The sequence below is a fragment of the Nevskia soli DSM 19509 genome (assembly GCF_000711955.1).
GTDB classification, from domain to species: domain Bacteria; phylum Pseudomonadota; class Gammaproteobacteria; order Nevskiales; family Nevskiaceae; genus Nevskia; species Nevskia soli.
Map to the genome: position 1 here is coordinate 1 of NZ_JONR01000022.1, position 20338 is coordinate 20338.

Annotated in this window: 17 protein-coding genes and 1 pseudogene; 8 read left to right on the forward strand and 10 right to left on the reverse strand. The window is 66.0% G+C overall.

The genetic code is table 11. The features are described 5' to 3' along the window. The 3 genes and pseudogenes from BP26_RS0112400 to BP26_RS0112410 form a co-directional block, all read right to left on the reverse strand. Positions 1-215: pseudogene (locus BP26_RS0112400) on the reverse strand (IS110 family transposase); the annotation flags it as partial. A 120-nt stretch (positions 216-335) separates the two neighbouring features. Further along, complete coding sequence (locus BP26_RS0112405; RefSeq protein ID WP_029920903.1) at positions 336-866, reverse strand: REP-associated tyrosine transposase; 531 nt, start codon at positions 864-866, stop codon at positions 336-338. 47 nt (positions 867-913) lie between these two features. Beyond that, positions 914-2527, reverse strand: coding sequence for an APC family permease (locus BP26_RS0112410; RefSeq protein ID WP_029920904.1), 1614 nt, complete (start codon positions 2525-2527; stop codon positions 914-916). Between the two features lie 197 nt (positions 2528-2724). On the opposite strand from BP26_RS0112410, the gene BP26_RS0112415 reads away from it, so the two are divergent. The 7 genes from BP26_RS0112415 (at position 2725) to BP26_RS0112450 (ending at position 11096) form a co-directional block, all read left to right on the forward strand. Further along, positions 2725-3207: a MarR family winged helix-turn-helix transcriptional regulator gene (locus tag BP26_RS0112415; protein ID WP_029920905.1), complete on the forward strand. Its 483-nt coding sequence runs from the start codon at positions 2725-2727 to the stop codon at positions 3205-3207. After that, entirely contained in the window at positions 3204-4640 is a 1437-nt protein-coding gene (locus BP26_RS0112420) for an efflux transporter outer membrane subunit (protein WP_029920906.1), read from the forward strand. The genes BP26_RS0112415 and BP26_RS0112420 overlap by 4 nt, the downstream gene beginning before the upstream one ends. Before the next feature lie 24 nt (positions 4641-4664). Then, the gene (locus tag BP26_RS0112425) at positions 4665-5909 is read left to right on the forward strand and encodes an HlyD family secretion protein (protein ID WP_029920907.1); all 1245 of its coding nucleotides are present in this window, start codon (positions 4665-4667) and stop codon (positions 5907-5909) included. Continuing rightward, positions 5906-7489 carry a DHA2 family efflux MFS transporter permease subunit gene (locus BP26_RS0112430; protein WP_029920908.1) on the forward strand — a complete coding sequence of 528 codons (1584 nt, stop codon included), beginning with the start codon at positions 5906-5908 and terminating at the stop codon, positions 7487-7489. Before BP26_RS0112425 ends, BP26_RS0112430 begins: the two co-directional genes overlap by 4 nt. Positions 7490-7809: 320 nt before the next feature. Next, positions 7810-9600, forward strand: coding sequence for an N-acyl-D-amino-acid deacylase family protein (locus BP26_RS0112440; protein WP_029920909.1), 1791 nt, complete (start codon positions 7810-7812; stop codon positions 9598-9600). Positions 9601-9628: 28 nt separating this feature from the next. Next, positions 9629-10261 (forward strand): TetR/AcrR family transcriptional regulator, encoded by a 633-nt coding sequence (locus tag BP26_RS0112445; RefSeq protein ID WP_029920910.1) that lies wholly within the window; start codon positions 9629-9631, stop codon positions 10259-10261. Positions 10262-10286: 25 nt separating this feature from the next. Continuing rightward, positions 10287-11096 carry an alpha/beta fold hydrolase gene (locus tag BP26_RS0112450; protein WP_029920911.1) on the forward strand — a complete coding sequence of 270 codons (810 nt, stop codon included), beginning with the start codon at positions 10287-10289 and terminating at the stop codon, positions 11094-11096. Positions 11097-11114: 18 nt separating this feature from the next. On the opposite strand, the gene BP26_RS0112455 is transcribed toward BP26_RS0112450, so the two are convergent. The 7 genes from BP26_RS0112455 to BP26_RS0112485 all read right to left on the reverse strand — a co-directional run bounded on the left by BP26_RS0112455 (position 11115) and on the right by BP26_RS0112485 (position 18180). Further along, positions 11115-12305: a cytochrome P450 gene (locus BP26_RS0112455; protein ID WP_029920912.1), complete on the reverse strand. Its 1191-nt coding sequence runs from the start codon at positions 12303-12305 to the stop codon at positions 11115-11117. A gap of 44 nt (positions 12306-12349) precedes the next feature. Next, the gene (locus BP26_RS0112460) at positions 12350-12679 is read right to left on the reverse strand and encodes a 2Fe-2S iron-sulfur cluster-binding protein (protein WP_029920913.1); all 330 of its coding nucleotides are present in this window, start codon (positions 12677-12679) and stop codon (positions 12350-12352) included. 36 nt (positions 12680-12715) lie between these two features. Next, a complete protein-coding gene (locus tag BP26_RS0112465; RefSeq protein WP_029920914.1) occupies positions 12716-13867 on the reverse strand; it encodes a 3-ketosteroid-9-alpha-monooxygenase, oxygenase component in 1152 nt (383 codons plus the stop codon). An 83-nt stretch (positions 13868-13950) separates the two neighbouring features. Next, positions 13951-14817 carry an NAD(P)-dependent oxidoreductase gene (locus tag BP26_RS0112470; RefSeq protein WP_029920915.1) on the reverse strand — a complete coding sequence of 289 codons (867 nt, stop codon included), beginning with the start codon at positions 14815-14817 and terminating at the stop codon, positions 13951-13953. Next, positions 14814-15620 carry an SDR family oxidoreductase gene (locus BP26_RS0112475; protein WP_051748909.1) on the reverse strand — a complete coding sequence of 269 codons (807 nt, stop codon included), beginning with the start codon at positions 15618-15620 and terminating at the stop codon, positions 14814-14816. Before BP26_RS0112475 ends, BP26_RS0112470 begins: the two co-directional genes overlap by 4 nt. A gap of 278 nt (positions 15621-15898) precedes the next feature. Further along, on the reverse strand, positions 15899-16642 hold the full coding sequence (locus tag BP26_RS0112480; protein WP_029920917.1) for an SDR family oxidoreductase: 744 nt from the start codon (positions 16640-16642) through the stop codon (positions 15899-15901). A 38-nt stretch (positions 16643-16680) separates the two neighbouring features. Further along, positions 16681-18180 carry an aldehyde dehydrogenase family protein gene (locus BP26_RS0112485; protein ID WP_029920918.1) on the reverse strand — a complete coding sequence of 500 codons (1500 nt, stop codon included), beginning with the start codon at positions 18178-18180 and terminating at the stop codon, positions 16681-16683. Positions 18181-18346: 166 nt separating this feature from the next. On the opposite strand from BP26_RS0112485, the gene BP26_RS0112490 reads away from it, so the two are divergent. Continuing rightward, a complete protein-coding gene (locus BP26_RS0112490) occupies positions 18347-20323 on the forward strand; it encodes a pyrroloquinoline quinone-dependent dehydrogenase (RefSeq protein ID WP_051748910.1) in 1977 nt (658 codons plus the stop codon). The last annotated feature ends 15 nt before the right edge of the window (positions 20324-20338 follow it).

The following is a 20338-nucleotide window of genomic DNA, read 5'->3' on the forward strand; positions in this document are numbered from 1 at the left end:
ACCCGGTAACCCAGTTCGATCAGCTGCCGGCCCCAATGGTGGGCGCCGCCGCAAGCCTCCATCAAGACCTGGGCGCCTCGCGTCTGGCCGCGGAAAAAGACCAGGAACTGGTCCCGTTTGAGCGTCTTGCCGAACCGCTTTTCGCCTCGGGCATCAAAGCCGTGCACTTGGAACTTGTTCTTGGCCAAATCCACCGAGAAAACGGTAATCTCCATGTCGGACTCCTCTCTCTTCGTTAGCCGGAACCTCAGCAATTCCAGCTTGGCACTTAGATGCCGTTACTTAGAAGGGGGAGGAGTCCATACCCATCGGATGAAGCGGAGCGGAATCCGGGACTACTCGCCAAACACCATACCATCAACGCTGGACAAGTCACCGGCCCAGTCCGTTGACAGCTCCCCTCGTTCAACAAATCCGTGAAACGAAGAGTGCGGCCAGTCAGCAGCTTTTGTGACTAAACCATGTTTGACGGGGTTGTAGTGGATATAGTCCACATGCCGCTTCAAGTCGTCATCGTCACGGATGGTGTGTTCCCAAAAACGGCTTTGCCACAAATCGTATCCGGCGGTGCCGGCACGACGCTCAGCTAATCCCGCCTTGGCAACCGATCGCGAAAAGCTGGCTTTTATAAGCCGCCAGCGGCCGGAATAGTCCGAATCCTCAGCAGGCAGAGCCCATATCGCATGCAAGTGATCCGGAAGGATCACGATAGCGACGGTTTCAAATGGCAACCTCTTCTGTGCCTGCGCATAGGCCGTGCGCAATTGCGATATACAATCGACTAATAGCCGCGAACTTCGATCTCGCAGCGTCACGGTGAAGAAATAGGTGCCACCTTCTACGCGATTGCGGCGGTAGAGGACCATACGGTGGCGCAGTCCCGGATTACGCTTCGCTTCATCCGGGCTACTTTCTACGGATGCTCGATTTCCGCCGGATTGCTCTCCGCCGCCTCCACCGCCGGCGTACGCCAGCCGCTGCGCACTCCCCAGAAGTAGAACAGCAGCGCCGCCACGGCAACGCACAACTGGTCCCAACCGTAGGGAATGTAGTCGTGCCCCTCGAATTCCTTGCTGCCGGCCCAGGACAGGGCCGCGACGGCGGCAAGATAGGCGATCAGCCACCAGGCGCCGCGCAGGTGCCGGCTGAAATCGCGCCATTGGCCCTGGGCCTGGTAGTAGAGGTACACCGGCAGCGGCAGGATCAGCAGCAGCATGATTTCGCCGGTGTGCGGCCAGCGCGCCCAGAACAGCATCAGGGTGGCGAGGATGAAGGCCATCGGCGCCAGGATTTCCAGGCCGGGCACGCGCAGCGGGCGATGCAGCTTCGGCGCGGTACGGCGCAGTACGATGACGCTGATCGGCACCACCAGGTAGGTGACGATGGTGGCGACCGAGATCACCGCCGCCAGCTTGCCCCAGCCGCGGAAGAAGAACAGGAAGATGAAGGACACCCCCAGGTTGAACCACATCGCCGGGCGCGGGATGCCGAAGCGCGGATGCACGTTGCCGAAGATCTTCGGCACGGTGCCGCTGCGCTCCATGGCGTAGATCATGCGCGCGGTGGTGGCGGTGTAGGTGGTGCCGGTGCCGCTGGGGCTGACGAAGGCATCGGCGTACAGCATGATGGCCAACCAGTTGAGGTTCAGTGCCAGCGCCAGCTGGGCGAACGGCGAGCTGTATTCCAGCGCGGCCCAACCCTCGTGCAGGTGCTCCGGCGCCACGGTGCCGAGGAAGGCGACCTGCAGCATCAGGTAGACCACGGTGCTCAATGCGATCGAGCCGAAGATGGCGAAGGGCACGCTGCGCCCCGGATTGCGCGCCTCGCCGGCGAGATTCACCGGGCTCTGGAAGCCGTTGTAGCTGAAGACGATGCCGCTGGTGGCCACCGCGGTGAGGATGGCTGCGACGTTGCCGACATGCTGGCCGCCGTGGATGCCGACCTGGAAATTCTCCCAGTGGAAGCCGGTGCAGACCAAGGCGACGGCGGTGACCGCGGGGATAACCAGCTTGAAGAAGGTGATGGCGCTGTTGGTGCTGGCGAAGACCTTCACGCTCCAGAAGTTGAGCAGGAAATAGACCACCACCAGCACCGCGGAGATGGACAGGCCGGCGACGGTCAGCTCGCCCTGGCCGTTGTTGGCGTGCACATATAAAGCCTGCGCCCAGGCCCAGGGCCAGGAGCTCATGTACTGCACCGAGGCTTCGGCCTCCACCGGGATCACCGAAACGATGGCGATCCACGCGGCCCAGCCGGCGACGAAGCCGACCAGGGAGCCGTGCGAATAGTGGCCGTAACGCACCGCGCCGCCGGACTCCGGGAACATGGCGCCGAGCTCGGCATAGGTGAAGGCGACGAACAGGATGACCACCGCGCCGATCAGCCAGGCGTAGACGGCCCCCGGGCCGGCGAGCTGGGCGGCGCGCCAGGCGCCGAACAGCCAGCCCGAGCCGATGATGGAGCCCAGGCCGGTGAACATCAGGGCGATGGCGCCGACGTCGCGGCGGATCGCGCTTTCATTGGACATGCAGGATTCCCCAGAAAATGAAAAAAGATCGCTACCGGGACGCAAATTCGGCGCCGCAAACAGACTGTTCAGGCCGCAACGGCCGGAATTTTTCCTTCCGATTCAGCGATCAACGAATAATCCGACTGTAACCCGCTTGACTCGGCTCGCGCCATCCCGATAATTCGCTGCCTAAGCAGTTAATGCCGGGGCAGAAGATGTCAAAGCAGTATTACCATCCCGATACCTACACCACCCGCAACAGCATCGGCTACCTGGTGAAGCGTGCCCACGGCCTGAGCCTGGACGCCCTGGAACCGGGCTTGGCCGAGCATGGGCTGACCTTCACCCAGTACGCCGTGCTGATGGCGCTGCGCGATGACCTCGCGCTCAATCCCAAGGACATCTGCATCAAGCTGCGCCACGACAGCGGCGCGCTGACGCGGGTGCTCGACCAGCTGGAAGCGCGCGGACTGGTGGAGCGGCATCGCAGCGCCGAGGACCGCCGCGCCATCGAGCTGCACCTGACCGCCCAGGGCCATGCCGCGCTGAAGACTGTCGTGCCGCTGGTGGTGGAGCGGATCAACAGCGCCATCAAGGACTTCAGCCCGGCCGAGACGGATGAACTGCTGCGCCTGCTCAACAAGCTGATTCTCGGCCTGCACGCCGAGATCGCGGACCAATCCGGAGCCTCCGCATGATTCGCACTTCCAGACTGGCGCTGGCGCTGGGCGCCGCGCTGCTCACTTCCTGCGTGCTGCCGCCCAAGGATGCGCCGCGCGAACAGGCCATCGGCGATACCGCGCTGGGCCTGAGCACGGCCGCCATGCCGGCGGTCGGCGACAGCTGGTGGCATGCCTACCAGGATCCGCAGCTCGACCGTCTGGTCGAAGCGACCCTGGCCAACAACCCGACGCTGGCCCAGGCCATGGCGCGGGTGCGCGAGGCGCAGGCCATGGCGGATACCGCGCACGCCGGCCTGCTGCCCTCGGTGTCGTACGACGCCAAGGATACGCGCCAGCGCTTCAGCAACAACGACATCATTCCGCCGCCCTATAACGGCGGCATCTACTGGGAAGGCCAGCAGGGCATCAACCTGTCCTGGGATCTCGACTTCTGGGGCAAGCAGGCGGCGCTGATCCGCCAGGCGCGCTCGCAAACCGCCGCCGCCAACCTGGATATCGCCAGCGCCCGCCTGGCCCTGGCCGGCGCGGTGGCGCAGGCCTATGTGGAGCTGTACCGCAACTTCGCCCTGGCCGAGGTGGCGCGCCGCACCGAGGAACAACGCCTGCACATCCTCGACATCACGCGCAGCCGCGTGAAGGCCGGCCTCGATACCAATGTCGAGCTGCGTGAGGCGGAAGGCGCGGTGCCGCAGGCCCACGTCGAGCTGACGCAGGCACAGGCCGCGGTGGCGTTGTCCATCCACCAGCTCGCCGCCCTCTCCGGCCGCGGCGCCGATGCCTATGCCGAGATCAAGCAGCCGCACCTGAACCTGGACGCGGCGCTGCCGCTGCCGCAGGCCCTGCCCGCCGATCTGCTCGGCCGCCGGCCGGACGTGCTGGCGGCGCGGCTGCGGGTCGAAGCGGCCACCGACGGCCGGGCCGCAGCCAAGGCGGCCTTCTATCCCGACGTCAGCCTCACCGCTTTCGCCGGCACCAGCGCCATCGGCTTCAAGACCCTGTTCGAGGCGGCCTCCGGCGCCTACGGCGTGGGCCCGGCGATCCACCTGCCGCTGTTCGATGCCGGCCGTCTCAAGGCGAACTTCCGCGGCGCCACCGCCGAGATCGACGACGCCGTGGCCGGCTACAACGAAACCGTGCTGCAGGCGGTGCGCCAGGCTTCCGACCAGCTCAGCACCATCGACGCCCTCAACTACGAACTGGGCGAGCAGCAGAAATCGCTCAACGCCGCCGAAGAGGCCTATCGCCTCGCCGGTGAGCGCTACAAGGCCGGGCTGTCCGGATACCTGTCGGTACTCAATGCCGAGACCCAGGTGCTCAGCGCGCGCCGCCAGCGCGTCGACCTTGTTTCGGCCCACGCCGTCTCCCGCGTGACCCTGCTGCTGGCCCTCGGCGGCAGCTTCGATGCGGAGGCGCCGGCGACGGCGCAGACCGCATCCACCACTCAATAACGCATTCCAGGTCAGAGAACTGCCATGAGCAATCCCAACCCTACCGCCCCCGCCCCCGCGGCTCCCGCCAACGGCTCGCGCCGCCGCGGCCTGCTGCTCCTGTCCCTGGTCGTGGTGCTCGGCGCCATCGGCTACGGCGCGTACTGGCTCCTGCTGGCCCGCTACTACCAGAGCACCGACGACGCCTACGTCAGCGGCGACGTGGTGCAGATCACCAGCGAGGTGCCCGGCACCGTGGTGGCCCTGCACGTCGACGACACGCAGAGCGTGCAGCGCGACCAGCCGCTGCTGGAGCTGGATCCGGCCGACGCCGAAGTGGCGACGGGCAATGCGGAGGCCAACCTGGCCCGCGCCGTGCGCCAGGTGCGCACCCTGTTCGCCCAAGGCGGCCAGCTGCGCGCGCAGATCAACGAGCGCCAGACCGAATTGAAGCGCGCGCAGGACGACTACAAGCGCCGCGCCGGACTGGTCAGCGACGGCGCGGTGTCGAGCGAGGAGCTGTCGCACATGAAGGACAGCGTCACGCAGATCCAGGCCAGCTTGGCCGCCGCGCGCGAACAGCTCAACGCCACCACCGCGCAGATCGACGGCACCACCATCGCCAACCATCCGCAGGTGCTGGCCGCCGCCGCCGCGGTGCGCGACGCCGCGCTGGCGCTGCACCGCGCCCACATCACCGCGCCGGTGGCCGGCGTGGTGGCGCGCCGCTCGGTGCAGGTGGGCCAGCGCGTCGCCGCCGGCACGCCGCTGATGGCGGTGGTGCCGCTGGACAACGTCTGGATCGACGCCAATTTCAAGGAAGTGCAGCTGGAAGACATGCGCGTAGGCCAGCCGGTGACGCTGCACGCCGACGTCTACGGCGGCGACACCGTGTACCACGGCAAGCTGGTCGGCCTCGCCGCGGGCAGCGGCAGCGCCTTCGCCCTGCTGCCGGCGCAGAACGCGTCCGGCAACTGGATCAAGATCGTGCAGCGCGTGCCGGTGCGCATCGCGCTCGACCCGCAGGAGCTGAAAAGCCACCCGCTGCGCATCGGCCTGTCGATGACGGTGAAGGTGGACATCCGCGATACCTCCGGCCCGCTGGTGGCGAGCCAGGTACGCACCCAGCCGATCCCGACCCAGGCCAGCCTGGGCAACGACCCGGCGGTGGAAGCGCGCATCGCGCAGATCATCGCCGAGAATGCCGGACAGGCCGGCGCCGCGGCCGATCGCGGCACCCCGGTGGCCAAGGCCGCCAATGACATCGCGGCGGGCGCAGGCCAGCCGTGAGCGCCGCGGCACCCACCGCCGGCGCCGCGCCCGCCAAGGCGCCCGCCGCCCCGCTGGCGCCCCTGGCCGGCGGCGCCAAGACCATCACCGCGCTGGCGCTGGCGCTCGGCACCTTCATGCAGGTGCTGGACACCACCATCGCCAACGTGTCGATCCCGACCATCGCCGGCGACCTCGGCGTGTCGGCCGACCAGGGCACCTGGATCATCACCTCCTTCGCCGTGGCCAACGGCGTGTCGGTGCCGCTGACCGGCTGGCTGATGCAGCGCTACGGCGTGGTGCGCACCTTCGTCTTCTCGGTGCTGATGTTCACCATCGCCTCGTTCCTCTGCGGCGTGGCCTGGAGCCTGCCTTCGCTGATTTTCTTCCGTGTGCTGCAGGGCGCGGTATCGGGCCCGATGATTCCGGGCTCGCAGGCCTTGCTGATTTCATTGTTCCCGCCGGAGAAGAAAGGCACGGCGCTGGCGATCTGGTCGATGACCACGCTGGTGGCGCCCATCGCCGGGCCGATACTCGGCGGCTACATCTCCGACAACTATCCCTGGCCCTGGATCTTCCTGATCAACCTGCCGGTGGGCCTGTTCTGCGCCGCCATCTGCTGGCGCTTCCTGAAAACGCGCGAGACGCCCACACGCAAGCTGGCCATCGACAAGGTTGGCCTGGCGCTGCTGTTCGTCTGGGTCGGCGCGTTGCAGATCATGCTGGACAAGGGCAAGGACCTGGACTGGTTCGAATCCACCCCGATCGTGGTGATGGCCATCGTCACCGCCATCAGCTTCGCCGCCTGGCTGATCTGGGAGCTGGGCGAGAAGCAGCCGATCGTCGACCTGTCGCTGTTCAAGTCGCGCAATTTCGCCATCGGCACGCTGGCCCTCTGCCTGGGCTACGCGGTGTTCTTCGGCAACGTGGTGTTGATGCCGCTGTGGCTGCAGACCCAGGTCAACTACACCGCCACCTGGGCCGGCCTGGTCGCCGCGCCCAGCGGCGTGGTGGCGGTGCTGATCTCGCCGTTGATCGGGCGCTTCATGGGCCGCTACGACGCGCGCTGGTTCGCCAGCGCCTCGTTCTTCTTCTTCGCCGTGTCCTACTTCATGCGCGCCGGCTACACCGCGGACTCCAGCTTCATGGCCTTCGTCATTCCCCTGCTGGTGCAGGGCGTGGCCATGGGCATGTTCTTCGTGGCCATGCTGACCATCTCGCTGGACCGTCTGCCGGCGCACCGGGTGCCGGCGGCATCCGGACTCAACAACTTCCTGCGCATCACCGGCGGCAGCTTCGCCACCTCGCTCACCACCACCTACTGGGACCGGCGCGAAGCCCTGCACCAGTCACGCCTGGTGGAATCGGTCACGCCTTACGATCCGGCCTTCCAGTCGGCGATGACGCAACTGCACAGCCTGGGCCTCAACGACCAGTCGGCGGCGGCGACGCTGATGCGCGGCGTGATCGGACAGGGTTACCTGCTATCCAGCCTGGACATTTTCTACTTCTCCGGCTGGGTGGCGCTGCTGCTGATCCCGCTGTGCTGGATCGTGCGCAAGCCGGCGGGCGGCGGCGGCGCGGTGGCAGCAGCGGACTAGGGCCTGTTAACGCTAATTTGATCGCTGAATCCTTTTACCGGCGGGCGCTGGTAAAGGTGGAGCGGCCGCGACGGTTGACCAGGCCCTGAAGACCCTGGCTGGCCGGCGCGGCCGTTTCCATTTCAGTTATTCCGCAGCAATACAAATCGATGTGGCACCGGGCTGATTCCGTTCGCCCGCAGTCGCACATTTCGGCAATGCCCGCATATGGGCGCCGCTTCGCATCCTCTCGCCGCGCAAATGCGCAACTTAGATTGCGTTCACTCTCTATGTTCCTTAAACTGATCCCACAAGGAATCAAGCTGGAGGAGCGCTGTACCATGACCTATGACCTGATCATCAAGAACGGGCTTCACTTCGACGGCACCGGCGCGCCGGCGGCTTTGCGCCATCTCGGCATCCGCGGCGGGAAGGTCGTGGCGGTGTCGGAGTCGATACTGGACGAAGCCGGCTGCCGTGAGGTGATCGACGCACAGGGCAAGTGGGTCATGCCCGGCTTCCTCGATACGCATACGCATTACGACGCCGAGTTGCTCGCCAGCCCCGGCCTGAAGGAGAGCGTGCGCCACGGCGTCACTACCGTGACCTTCGGCTCCTGCTCCATCGGCATGGTCTGCGCCGAGGCGGAGGACTGCTCGGACATGTTCACACGGGTGGAGTCGATCCCGCGCGAGCACGTACTGCCGCTGCTGCGCAAGACCAAGACCTGGAACACGCCGGCCGGCTACGTGGCGTACCTGGAAAGCATGCCGCTGGGCCCGAACACCACCGCATTCCTCGGCCATTCCGACCTGCGCGTCTCGGTGATGGGCCTGGGCCGCGCGGTCGACCGCGACGCCCGCCCCACCGCCGCCGAGATGCAGAAGATGGAACAGGTGCTGGAGGAAGGCCTCGACGCCGGTCTGCTCGGCCTCTCCACCATGACCACCAAGTGGGACAAGCTGGACGGCGACCGCTACCGTTCCGCCTCCCTGCCCACCACCTATGCGCGCTGGAGCGAATATGCCCAGCTCAACAAGATCCTGCGCCGCCGCGGCAAGATCCACCAAGGCGCGCCGAACATCGTCACCAAGGTCAACACGCTGCTGTTCCTCGGCGCCAGCCTCGGCTTGTTCCGCAAGAAGCTGAAGACCACCCTGATCACACTGATGGACGTGAAGTCCGACGGCATCATGCACCGCGTGGTCGGCAAGGTGGCGCACTTCTGCAACAAGTTCCTCAACGCCGACTTCCGCTGGCAGGCCCTGCCCTGCCCGTTCGAGGTCTACTCCGACGGCATCGACCTGGTGATCTTCGAGGAATTCGGCGCCGGCCAGGCGGCCCTCCACCTGCAGACCGAGATGGAGCGCAACCAGCTGATGCAGGATGCGAGCTACCGCCGCTGGTTCCGCCGGAACTACGAGAACAAGTTCGGCCCGCGCGTCTGGCACCGCGATTTCCACGACGCGCAGATCGTCGGCTGCCCGGATACCACGCTGGTCGGCAAGAGCTTCGGAGCCGTGGCAGACGAACGCGGCATCCACCCGGTCGACGCCTTCCTCGACCTCGTGGTGCTGCACGGCCGCAAGCTGCGCTGGCGCACCCTGATCGGCAACTACCGTCCGCATCGCCTGAAGAAGATCGTGCAGGACAAGGGCTCGGTGCTGAGCTTCTCCGACGCCGGCGCGCATATCCGCAACATGGCTTTCTACAACTTCCCCCTGCGCATGCTCAAGCTGGTGCAAGACGCCGAACTGGAAGGCCGGCCCTTCATGCCGATCGAAAAGGCCGTGTGGCGCCTCACCGGCGAGCTGGCCGACTGGTTCGACATCGACGCCGGCCACCTGCGCCTGGGCGACCGCGCCGACCTGGTGATTGTCGACCCGAAGGGACTGGACGATACGCTCGGCGCCTATGCCGAGGCGCCCATCGCCGAGTTCAACGGGCTGATGCGCATGGTCAACCGCAACGACGCGGCGGTGACGGCGACGGTGATCAATGGACGTGTGGCTTATCGTGCAGGCACCTATGCAGCGGACTTTGGACTGGCTCAGGGGTACGGACGCTTCCTGCGGGCTGGCGAGCATCCGGCGCGCGATGCCCAGGCATCGTCCCTCGCTCAAGCCGCCTAGCCCCCCCCGTTGCCGACCGGCATCCCGGATGAAAGCCGTCACTCCAACTCTTGTCCGCCGCACCCAGCAGGAACGCCGCGAAGCCACCGTGCGCAAACTGCTCGACGCCGCCACCGAGGCGCTGATCGAAGTCGGCTACACCAACACCAGCGTGCAGGAGATCTGCAAGCGGGCCGGCGTCTCGCACGGCGGCCTGTTCCGGCACTTCAGCTCGCGCATCGAACTGCTGATCCGCGTCGCCGATCACGTCGGCGACGGCCTGCTGGCGCTCTACCGTCGCGACTTCGAGCGCCTGCGCAAGTCCACGCCGGACGAACTGGTGCTGGCGCTGAAACTGCTGCGCACCAACACGCAATCGCACCTGCACCAGGCCTGGTTCGAACTGCTGATGGCGGCGCGCACCGACCGCGTGCTGCACGACGCGCTGGTGCCGATCTGGAAACGCCGCGACGAGGCCACCCAGCAATTGGCCGTGGCGCTGCTGCCGGAGACCGCACGCAAGCTGCCGGACTTTCCCATCATGGTGGACACCATGGTCACGCTGTTCCATGGCGAGGCGGTGGACCGCTTCCTGCGCATCGATCCGCAAAGCGAGAAACTGCGCATGGAATGGCTGCTGAAGCTGCTGGAACTGCTGCTGCCGAAAGGGAACCAAGCATGAATGCCGACGCCCGGGGATACGCCTGATGGAAGTCCTGGTCCAGAATCACAAGGTCTACTGCGAGCGCAGCGGCAAGGGGCCTCCGGCGCTGTTCGTGCACGGCGTGCCGGACAGCGCCGACGTCTGGCATGAGGTGATCGCCGGTGTGCAGGAGCGCTACACCTGCTACGCCGCGGATTTCATGGGCATCCACCGCTCGGCGGAGAATCCGGGATTCGACTATTCCTTCGACGGCTACGCCGACTGGATGGAGGCCCTGGTGCAGGCGCTCGGCATCACCGAGCCGGTGACCCTGGTGGTGCACGACTGGGGCCTGATGGGCCTGGCCTGGGCCAGCAAGTATCCGCAGCGCGTTGCCCGCATCGTCATCACCAACACCGTCTTCACCCACCTCTACAAATGGCATTTCTGGGCCCGGGTCTGGCGCACGCCGATCCTCGGCGAGATCTCCATGCTGGCGATGAACCGCTTCGTCATGCGCCGCGAGATGCACCGCGGCTCGCGCAAGCTGACGCTGCAGCAGATCGACCACACCTATGGCGGTTCCTTCTCCAAGCGCAGCTCGCGCTTCGTGGTGCTGAGGATGTACCGCTCCGCCGATCCCGCCAAGCTGATCGGCTGGGAGACACGCTTCGAGGCGGTGGCGCAGCGCGTGCCGGTGAAGGTGCTGTGGGGCGAGCACGACCCTTATCTGCCGCGCTGGGTCTCGACCTGCTTCTACACGCAGGATGTCGAACTCATTCCCGGCGTGGGGCATTGGGTTCCGCTGGAAGCGCCCGAGCGGGTGATTGCCGTGCTGCAGGCCTGGACCACGAACACAGCCGCCGCAGCCTGAGCCGCACTCGCGACCCTGCTAGGCGTCCGGCAAGGGCCTGAATCGCGCCGGCACGTGCGTGAATCCGCGCACATTCGGGTTGTGCGCCCGCGCCAGCCGCTCCTCGAGGATCTCATAATCCGGCATGCGCTTGAGGATCTCCTCGAACACCACGCGCACTTCCATGCGTGCCAGCGCGGCACCCAGGCAGGAATGGATGCCGTAGCCGAAGGCCATGTGGTCGCGTGAACCACGGCGGACATCGAAGACATCCGGGTCCGGGAATTTGTCCGCGTCGCGGTTGGCGGAGATGATGCACAGACCGACGCGGTCGCCCTTCCGCAGTGTCTTGCCGCGCATTTCCACGTCCTGGCCGATGCGGCGCACGATGATCTGCGAAGAGCCATCGAAGCGCAGCACTTCCTCCACGGCTTTCGCGATCAGCGCGGGATCCTCCACCAGCAAGCGGCGCTGCTCCGGGTGCTGCCATAGACGATAGGCCATGTTGCCGATCAGCTTGGTGGTGGTTTCATTGCCGGCAATGGCCAGCAGGATCAGCGTACCGATCACCTGGTCGCGGCGCAGCACGCCGTCCTTTTCGCTGCGCATCAGGATGCCGATGAGATCATCGCCGTAAGGGCCATCCGCGTGCTTGGCGGCATGCTCGCCGAAGTAGGTCGCCATGTTCATGTAGCCTGAGACGTTGCGCTCGGACAGGTCGTGCTGCTTGTCCTCCCGGGCGATCAGGTCGTCGGCCCAGCCGCGCACCTTGTCCTGGTCGGTTTTCGGTACGCTGGTCAAGCTGGAGATCACATCCATCGGCAGGAAACAGCCGAGGTCGGCGACGAAGTCGAACTTGCCGCCGCGCAGATGCGGCTCGATCAGCTCGACGGCCTTCCTGCGCGTGTAATCCTCCAGGCGCCTGATGCGATCCGGCGTCATCAGCGGCGCGAACAGGTTGCGCACCCGCGTGTGGTCCGGCGGATCGCTGAAGATGAACATGGGGAACGGCAGCTTCTCGCCGGAATCCGGTTCGAGCGACACCGCGCCGGTGTTGATGAAGGTCTTGAAATCGCGGAAGGCCCGGTTGACGTCCTCCCACTTGGTCAGCAGCCAGATGCCCAGCTCTTCGTTGTAGTACACCGGGTCCTGCTCCCGGAGCGCCTGGTACTGGGGATAGGGATCCCAGTGGAAGCGGTGATCGTAGGGATCGAGATGGGCCTGCTTCATGGGCTGTCGCCTGTATTTGTTGTTTGAATGGCGGCCGGGGCCGGTTAGGAGCCGACGCCCTGCGACTTGGGCAACCTGACTTCCATGCCGTCCAGGGCCGCGGTCACCACCACCTGGCAGCCCAGGCGGCTGTTGCCACGGCGCCCCTCCACCGCTTCGAGCATGGCGAGTTCACCGGAGCCCGCCTCGGGCAGGCTCCGCAGCCGCTCCTCCGGCAGGTAACAATGGCAGGTGGCACAGGAACAGATGCCGCCGCACATGCCTTCCACGCCGGGCACCATGTTGAGTGTGGCGCCCTCCATCAGGTTCATGCCTTCTTCCACGGTCACGGTGTGACTGGTGCCGTCGTGCTCGATGTACTTGAGTTGAATCATCTGTTCACCCTGATCCGCCGGACGTGGATTCCCGCCTCAGGCGGTTACCGTTTTTGCCGGCTTCGCGGCTTCCTGGGCAGCCAGCACCCTGGCCTGGCGGTCACGCAGGTCGTAAATGGTCCAGTCCTGGTTGTTGTTGCGGTACTGGCTGTTGTCCACTTCGGCGCGGTCGGTATAGAACTGGGCATACCAGCGACGCAGCTTGGCGATGGGGCCGTCGTTGGCGCAGAGCATCGGCGTGGGGCGGTACAGCTTGCGCTCCCAGATGTAGACGTCTTCCATGAAGGCGTCGTAGGACGCCTTGCAATAGCCTTGCGCCGCCGCGTCCAGCATTTCCGGGGTGAACTGCCGGGGATCGGCCTTGACGATGACGCCGAACCAGTATTCCAGCGTGTTCTCGTCCACCGGGCACCAGGCGGTGAGGATGATGCTGTCGAACTGGGCGCTGTCCTGCGTCTGCCAGGTGTATTGGTAGGCGGGGCCATGGCTGATCGAACGGACATAGAGCTTGTCGTCCTGCACGTCGGCCGCCAGGCGCGTATGCGTGCCCCACATCAACTCGCCGCACATATGGCCGTTCCACACCGGAAGCCAGGTCTCGACGTTGTAGCCGTGGATGGGCAGCAGATGGCCCTTGTCCACGGTGTTCTCCATCACTTCGCGAGGATGCGTCTTGATGGTGATCTTGAAACGATGCCAGGCCTTGGTCCAGCCGGCGGTGGCGTATTCCTCCAGCGGCAGGATGTCGAAGTCCGGCGGCCCCTGCTCATGATCGTGCCAGGCCAGGACGGTTTCATTGATCTCCTTGACCACGTAAGCGCGCGTCCGGGCCTTGGGTGGAATTTTCTCGCAATAGGGAATCTTCACGCACTGGCCGCTGCCGTCGTAGGTCCAGTTGTGGAAGGCGCACTGCAGCAGATTGCCCTTGACCGTGCCGGCGGAGAGATCCGCACCCAGGTGCGGACAGAACGCATCCATGCAACGCACCTGCCCATCCTCGCCGCGGTAGATCACCAGGCGCTGGCCGAAGTAATCGCGCGCCACCGGCTTGCCGGTCTCGAATTCATCGCTCCAGCCGAGCATGTGCCAGCCGCGCGCATAGCGCGGCGAGCCGTCCGGCAGCCGCGGAATGGTCAGCAGGTTGCGCTGCACTGTCGCGGCGCTGCTTTGTTTCAGATCGTCGGCCATGCTATCGCTCCGTCACCTCAAGGCTGCCTGAAATTCATGCTATGGATAAAAAACATTTTTGTCAAAATGTTTTTTATCCATTTTCAGCTTGACTGTCCCTCACTGCTGCGCGGGCGTGCATCGAGAAATACCGCCTCGATGATCTCGGCAACGCGCGCCGTCGCGGGCAGCTCCAGGCCAAGCTGTGCCGCACTGGACAAGGCCGCGGCGAGATCCTTGCGGCCGAGCGCCGCGAACGGCCCGAAAGCCTTGCGCACGGCTTCCGCCCCCGCCGCGGACAGCTTGCCGCGGTTGCCGATGAAGGCCTCCATCTGCGGCGTGACCACACCGTTGGCGCGCCCCACCTCGATCAGCAGCGCCGGATCGAGCCCGCCCACGCGGGCCAGCGCATCCGCCTCGTGCATGGCGGCGAAGGCGGCATAGGTCATCAGGTTGTTGCACAGCTTGAGCGCGATGCCGGTGCCGACCGGGCCGGCATGGATGACCTTCCGGCCGGAGGTGGCGAACACCGGGCGGCAACGTTCGACGATCTCCCCCGGGCCACCAACCATATACGCCAGCGTGGCCGCTTCGGCCCCCGAGGCGCCACCGGTAATCGGCGCATCGATGAGATGGATGCCGCTTTCCGCCGCCTGCCGCGACCAGCGCAACAGGGCGGCTTGCGTCACCGTGCTGTGCACGGCGATAACGCTATCGGCCGCCATGTTCCGCAGCAGGCCGTCGGCTCCCTGCAGCAGGGATTCGACATCTGCGTCGTCACGCACGCACAGGCCGATGATGCGGCATTCGCCAGCCATCGTCCGGGGCATCGCGATGCGGGCACCAAGGCCGCTCAGTTCATCCAGCGGCTCCTGCGCCACGTCGTACACATACAGCGGCTCGCCCAGCTTGAACAGGTGCCGGGCCATGGGCTTGCCGATGTTGCCCAGGCCGACGAATCCCAGGCTCATGGCGGAGCCTGATCCTGCTTCCAGTCCGATTCCAGCATCTTCGGCGTCAGCACGTTGGGGCGCACTTCCATGAACTCCACCGCCACGCCGGGCGGCAGCTCGAAGCAGGAGGCAATGGCTGCGCCGATGGTTCCGGCTTCAGCGGCGCCGTCGAACTTCGGCCCCTTGCCGAGCCAGTCCTGCATCGCCTCGCCCAGCGCGGCCGGATCGAAGTTGGCGACGCTGCCGGTGGCCACGGCGCCGGGGCTGAACACGGTGACCATGATGCCGTCCCGCTTCACTTCATGGCGCAACTCCTTCGAGAAATGTTCCAGCGCCGCCTTGGCCGAGGAGTACAGGCCAAGGTGGGAGAACTCGTTGTCGTTGCGCACGCTGGCCGAGGAGATGTTGACGATGCGACCGCCGCCGTTGGCGCGCAGGCGCGGAATCGCGCTCTGGCAGGTGAAGATGGCGGAGATGAAATTCAGCTCCAGCAGCTTGCGCACCTCCGCTTCCGGCATGATCTCGAGACGGCGGGCGAACTGGAAGCCGACGTTGTTGACCAGGCCGTCGAGCTTGCCCCACTTCCCGCCCACCGTGGCAAAGGCTTTCTCGACGGCCGACTTGTCGCAAACATCCACAGCGATGCCGATGACGCGATCGGTCTTGAGCGCCGTTACGGATTCGTCCAGGCGCGCCTTGTCGCGGGCCAGCAACGCCACCCGGGCGCCCCGCTCCAGCAATACCTGCGCGGTGGCCAGGCCGATACCCTTGGAAGCACCGGCGACGACGATGACCTGATCCCTGACCTGCCATGTGTTCATGCATCTCTCCTAAGAGCCTGTAACAGAATGAATCGCGCCTGCGACGGCGGTCATTTTTGCGCAGTGCAAGTCGGACAGAGTGCGGCATGGTGACTCCATGGTGCGCTCTGGCCGGCGCAGCACTGCGCAAAAATGGCCCCGTCCCGAAGGGTTGCGCCCAAAATCGCGCCAGACTGCGTTGTCAGCCCCAGCCATGGAATCACCATGGCTGGGGCCTCCGCCTTGCCTGACGCGGTTTTGGACTGCAACGCAGGTGCGATTCATTCTGTTACAGGCTCTTAGGGCCGCATCCACTGGCCGCCATCCACGTTCATGATCAGCCCGGTGACCCAGCCAGCATCGTCCGAGAGCAGGAACATCAGCGCCTTGAGCAGATCTTCCGGCGTGCCCAGCCGCGCCAGCGGCATCGCGGCGACCATGCCCTTGATGTAGTCCTCGGGCACCTTGTCGCGCAGCGCCTGGGTATCGGTGGGGCCCGGCGCAATGGCATTGACACGGATACCCCTGGGACCCAGCTCCCGCGCCAGCACGCAGGTGATGCCGTTGGTGGCAAGCTTGGTGAAGGAGTAGTAGTCGTAATTCATCCAGGCTGCGGTGGAGGACTGGTTGACGATGGCAGCGCCTGCGCCCATGCACGGTGCGCACGCACGGGTCATCACCACCGAGCCGAGCATGTTCACGCTCACCACCTTGTTGAGGTAGGCGAGGTCCACCGTCATCAATGGATTGAAATCAAGGGTGCCGAACATGGCGGCGTTGTTGACCAGGTAGTGGATGGCGCCGTACTTGTCCTTGACCTGCTTCGCCAGGGCGGCGGCGGAGCTTTCGCTCGACACGTCCACCTTGACGAACAGTACTTCGCCGCCGGCCTTGCGGATTTCGCCGGCCACGCGCTCGCCCTGGGCTTCGTTGATGTCCGCCACCACCACCTTGCAGCCGGCCTTGGCCAGGCCCTTGGCATAGCCTTCGCCGATGCCCTGTCCCGCCCCGGTCACCACCGCCACCTTGCCTGTCAGATTCACGCCTCTCTCCTCCTCATGATTTGTTGTTGTGCGGGCGCTCAGCCCGGCACCGCGACAGTCTTGGTCTGCAGGTACTCTTCGAAACCCTGCACGCCCATCTCGCGGCCGACGCCGCTCTGCTTGTAGCCGCCGAAAGGGGAATCGGGCGCATAGAAATTGGCGCCGTTGATGTTGAGCGTGCCGCTGCGGATGCGCCGCGCCATGCGCAAGGCGCGCTCCGGGCTGCCGAAGATGGAGCCGGACAGACCGTAGATCGAATCGTTGGCGATACGCACCGCGTCGTCGTCGTCGCGGTAGGGAATCGCCACCAGCACCGGCCCGAAGATTTCCTCCTGGGCGATGCGCATCTCGTTGCGCACGTCGGCGAACAACGTCGGTTCGACGTAATAGCCTCTCGACAGGTGCGCCGGCTTGCCGCCGCCGCAGACTAGCCGCGCACCCTCGCGCTTGCCGATCTCGATATAGTCCAGCACCCGCGCCTGCTGCCGTGCACTGATCAGGGGGCCCATGATCTGACCTTCGCCGAGAGGATCGCCATACGGCAGTTGTGCGAAGGCGTACTTGAGGAACTCCACCCCTTCCGCATAGCGCGACTGCGGCAGCAGCAACCGCGTCGGAATGGCGCAGCCCTGCCCGGCGTGGTAGCACACGGCAAAGCCGCTGAGCAGGGCGGTATTGAAATCGGCGTCGTCGAGCAGGATGTTGGCGGACTTGCCGCCGAGTTCCAGGAATACCCGTTTCACCGTGCCTGCCGCCTGCGCCATGATGCGGCGGCCGGTGGCGGTGGAACCGGTGAAGGACACCACGTCCACGCGCGGATCGGCGCTGAGCACTTCGCCCACGGCGGCAGGGTCCGCGGAGGTCAGCACGTTGAGCACGCCGGGCGGCAGGTCGGTCTGCTCCGCCGCGATCCTGCCGATGAGCGTTGCGGTCCACGGCGTCTCCGGCGCCGCCTTGAGCACCACGCTGCATCCTGCGGCCAGCGCCGGACAGATCTTGGCCATGTTGATCTGGAACGGGAAATTCCACGGCGAGATCGCGGCGACCACGCCGGCCGCCTCCTTCCAGATCAGGCGCTTGCTCGGCACGCCCATGGTATTGACCACCGGCAGTTCGCTGTCCCAGGCGTAGCGCTGCATCAGCTCCAGGTAGTAGTCGAGGATGGCGATGGGGCCATCGCCCTGCGGCCCCTGGCGGGTAATGGCCATGGGCGCGCCGGTTTCCGCCGACGCCTGCTCGCACAGGGCCGGCGTCGCGGCGCGCAGGCCGTCGCGCAATTGGGTCAGGCATTTCCGGCGCAGTTCGCGATTGGTGGACCAGTCGCTTTCGTCGAAGGCGCGGCGTGCGGCGGCGATGGCCGCTTCCGCATCCGCGGCGCCGGCATCCGCCACCATGCCGATGGTCTCCTGCGTCGCCGGATTGATGTTGGGATAGCGCTTGCCGGAGCGCGCCTCCACCAGCTTGCCGTCGATGAGCAGGCGCGCCTCGCCCTGCCCGGCGCTGGAATCGGTCTGTGTTGCGGCTGCCGCTGTGCTCATGCGTTCCTCCGGATACGGCGCGCCGCCGCGCCTGCACCGGGCGGGGCTGCCTTTGTAGTGAGCCGATGCTAGTCGCATAAAACATTTGTGTCAAAATGTTTTATGCCATAAAGTCGCGGCGACCATAACGACGACAGCCGTGGAATCGCGCACGGCGGGAGCGAGCATGCACAAATCCGGCGCAGGCGCGATTTATTCGCGGATAAGCTCCAAGGCGCTGCTGTTTGCGGCGCTGCTCGCCCCTGCTTGCCAGGCGGCAGGCGCCGAGGCCGCACAGTGGCCAAGCGTCGGCGGCAGCCTGGAGAGCCAGCACTATTCGCCCCTGGCCGATATCCGCAAGGACAATGTGGCGAAGCTCCAGGTGGCCTGGACCTATCACAGCGGCGATTTTTCCAAGGGCGATGCCAGCCACGGCGGCACGGCGCTGCAGGTCACCCCGTTGATGGTCGACGGCAGCCTGTATTTCTGCACGCCCTACAACCGCATCGTCGCGCTCGACGCCGAGAGCGGCCGCGAGAAGTGGACCTTCGACGCACACGCGAAGCTTGACGGCATCTACACGCCGGTATGCCGGGGCGTGGCTTACTGGCGCGACACACAGGCTGTCGCAGGCGCGCCCTGCCGCGAGCGCATCTTCATGAGCACGCTGAATGCGAAACTGTGGGCGGTGGATCCCGCCAACGGACATGCCTGCAAGGACTTCGGCGAGGCCGGAAATGTGGACCTGCTGCACGGCATCGGCGAAGCGCGGCTGGCCGAGTACTACCCCACCTCCGCACCGCTGGCGGTGAACGATGTGGTGGTGGTCGGCGCCTTCGTCAAGGACGGGCAGCGGCTGCATGCGCCGGGCGGGGCGGTGCGCGCCTTCGACGCGCGCAGCGGTGAATTGAAATGGGTGTTCGATCCGGTACCGCCGGGCACGCACGCGGTGAGCGCAGAAGAGGTCAAACACGGCGCCACCCTGACACGCGGCACGCCCAATGTATGGGCGCCGATGTCGGCCGATCCCGCGCACGGCCTGATCTACCTGCCCACCGGCAATCCTTCGCCCGATCACTACGCCGGCACCGAGCGCGGACAGATGGATTACTACGGCTCTTCGGTGGTCGCGGTGGATGCCACCAGCGGCGCGGTGCGCTGGCACTTCCAGACGGTGCACCACGACCTGTGGGACTACGACGTGGCGGCGCAGCCGGTGCTGTACCAGCAGCACGTCGACGGCAAGGAGGTGCCGGCGCTGATCCAGGCGACCAAGACCGGGCAGGTGTTCCTGCTCGACCGCCTCAGCGGCGTCCCCTTGTTCCCCGTGGAGGAGCGCCCGGTGCCGGCATCCACCGTGCCCGGCGAAACCGCTTCACCGACCCAGCCCTTCGCCACGCGGCCGGCGCCCCTGGCGCCGCTGAACATCACCCGCGAAGACTTGTGGGGTCTGACCAGCTACGACAAGCGCAAATGCCGGGAGCAGTTCGACGCCCTGGACTACAAGGGCATCTTCACCCCGCCTTCGCTCAGGGGCTCGCTGGAATACCCGGGCCTGGGTGGCGGCGTCAACTGGGGTTCGGTATCGGTGGACCCGGTGCACAACCGCATGGTGGTCAACCTGCAGACCGCCCCCTTCACCCTCAAGCTGGTCAAACGCGCCGACTACAAGGGCGGCACCGCGGGCAGCGACCTGGTCGGCCTCGGCCCGCAGGAGGAGACGCCCTACGTGGTCTTGCGTGGCCCTTACCTGTCGCCCTGGCAGACGCCCTGCGTGCGGCCGCCCTGGGGCAAGCTGGTGGCGATCGACCTGAATACCGGCAACAAGCTGTGGGAGCATGAACTCGGCACGCTGCACGGCCTCGCTCCGCTGGTCGGCGACCGCCTGCACTGGGGCACGCCGAACTCCGGCGGCTCGTTGCAGACCGGCGGCGGCCTGGTCTTCATCGCCGCCACCATGGACAAATATTTCCGCGCCTTCGACGCCGACAGCGGGGCGGAACTGTGGCGCACGGAGCTACCCTACGCCGGCAACGCCACCCCGCTCAGCTACCGGGCGCGGCCCGGCGGACGCCAGTTCCTGGTGATCGCCGCGGGGGGCCATGCGCCCCTGGGCACGGAACCGGGCGACGCCATCGTGGCCTTCACCCTGCCGGGGCAGTAGCGCCGCCGGCACGCC

Coding starts and splice junctions, on each gene's coding strand:
- BP26_RS0112405 (WP_029920903.1), bottom strand. CDS start 866: ATGGTCCTCTACCGCCGCAATCGCGTAGAAGGTGGCACCTATTTCTTC.
- BP26_RS0112455 (WP_029920912.1), bottom strand. CDS start 12,305: ATGAAGCAGGCCCATCTCGATCCCTACGATCACCGCTTCCACTGGGAT.
- BP26_RS0112440 (WP_029920909.1), top strand. CDS start 7,810: ATGACCTATGACCTGATCATCAAGAACGGGCTTCACTTCGACGGCACC.
- BP26_RS0112465 (WP_029920914.1), bottom strand. CDS start 13,867: ATGGCCGACGATCTGAAACAAAGCAGCGCCGCGACAGTGCAGCGCAAC.
- BP26_RS0112490 (WP_051748910.1), top strand. CDS start 18,347: ATGCACAAATCCGGCGCAGGCGCGATTTATTCGCGGATAAGCTCCAAG.
- BP26_RS0112420 (WP_029920906.1), top strand. CDS start 3,204: ATGATTCGCACTTCCAGACTGGCGCTGGCGCTGGGCGCCGCGCTGCTC.
- BP26_RS0112460 (WP_029920913.1), bottom strand. CDS start 12,679: ATGATTCAACTCAAGTACATCGAGCACGACGGCACCAGTCACACCGTG.
- BP26_RS0112450 (WP_029920911.1), top strand. CDS start 10,287: ATGGAAGTCCTGGTCCAGAATCACAAGGTCTACTGCGAGCGCAGCGGC.
- BP26_RS0112470 (WP_029920915.1), bottom strand. CDS start 14,817: ATGAGCCTGGGATTCGTCGGCCTGGGCAACATCGGCAAGCCCATGGCC.
- BP26_RS0112485 (WP_029920918.1), bottom strand. CDS start 18,180: ATGAGCACAGCGGCAGCCGCAACACAGACCGATTCCAGCGCCGGGCAG.
- BP26_RS0112425 (WP_029920907.1), top strand. CDS start 4,665: ATGAGCAATCCCAACCCTACCGCCCCCGCCCCCGCGGCTCCCGCCAAC.
- BP26_RS0112475 (WP_051748909.1), bottom strand. CDS start 15,620: ATGAACACATGGCAGGTCAGGGATCAGGTCATCGTCGTCGCCGGTGCT.
- BP26_RS0112415 (WP_029920905.1), top strand. CDS start 2,725: ATGTCAAAGCAGTATTACCATCCCGATACCTACACCACCCGCAACAGC.
- BP26_RS0112410 (WP_029920904.1), bottom strand. CDS start 2,527: ATGTCCAATGAAAGCGCGATCCGCCGCGACGTCGGCGCCATCGCCCTG.
- BP26_RS0112445 (WP_029920910.1), top strand. CDS start 9,629: ATGAAAGCCGTCACTCCAACTCTTGTCCGCCGCACCCAGCAGGAACGC.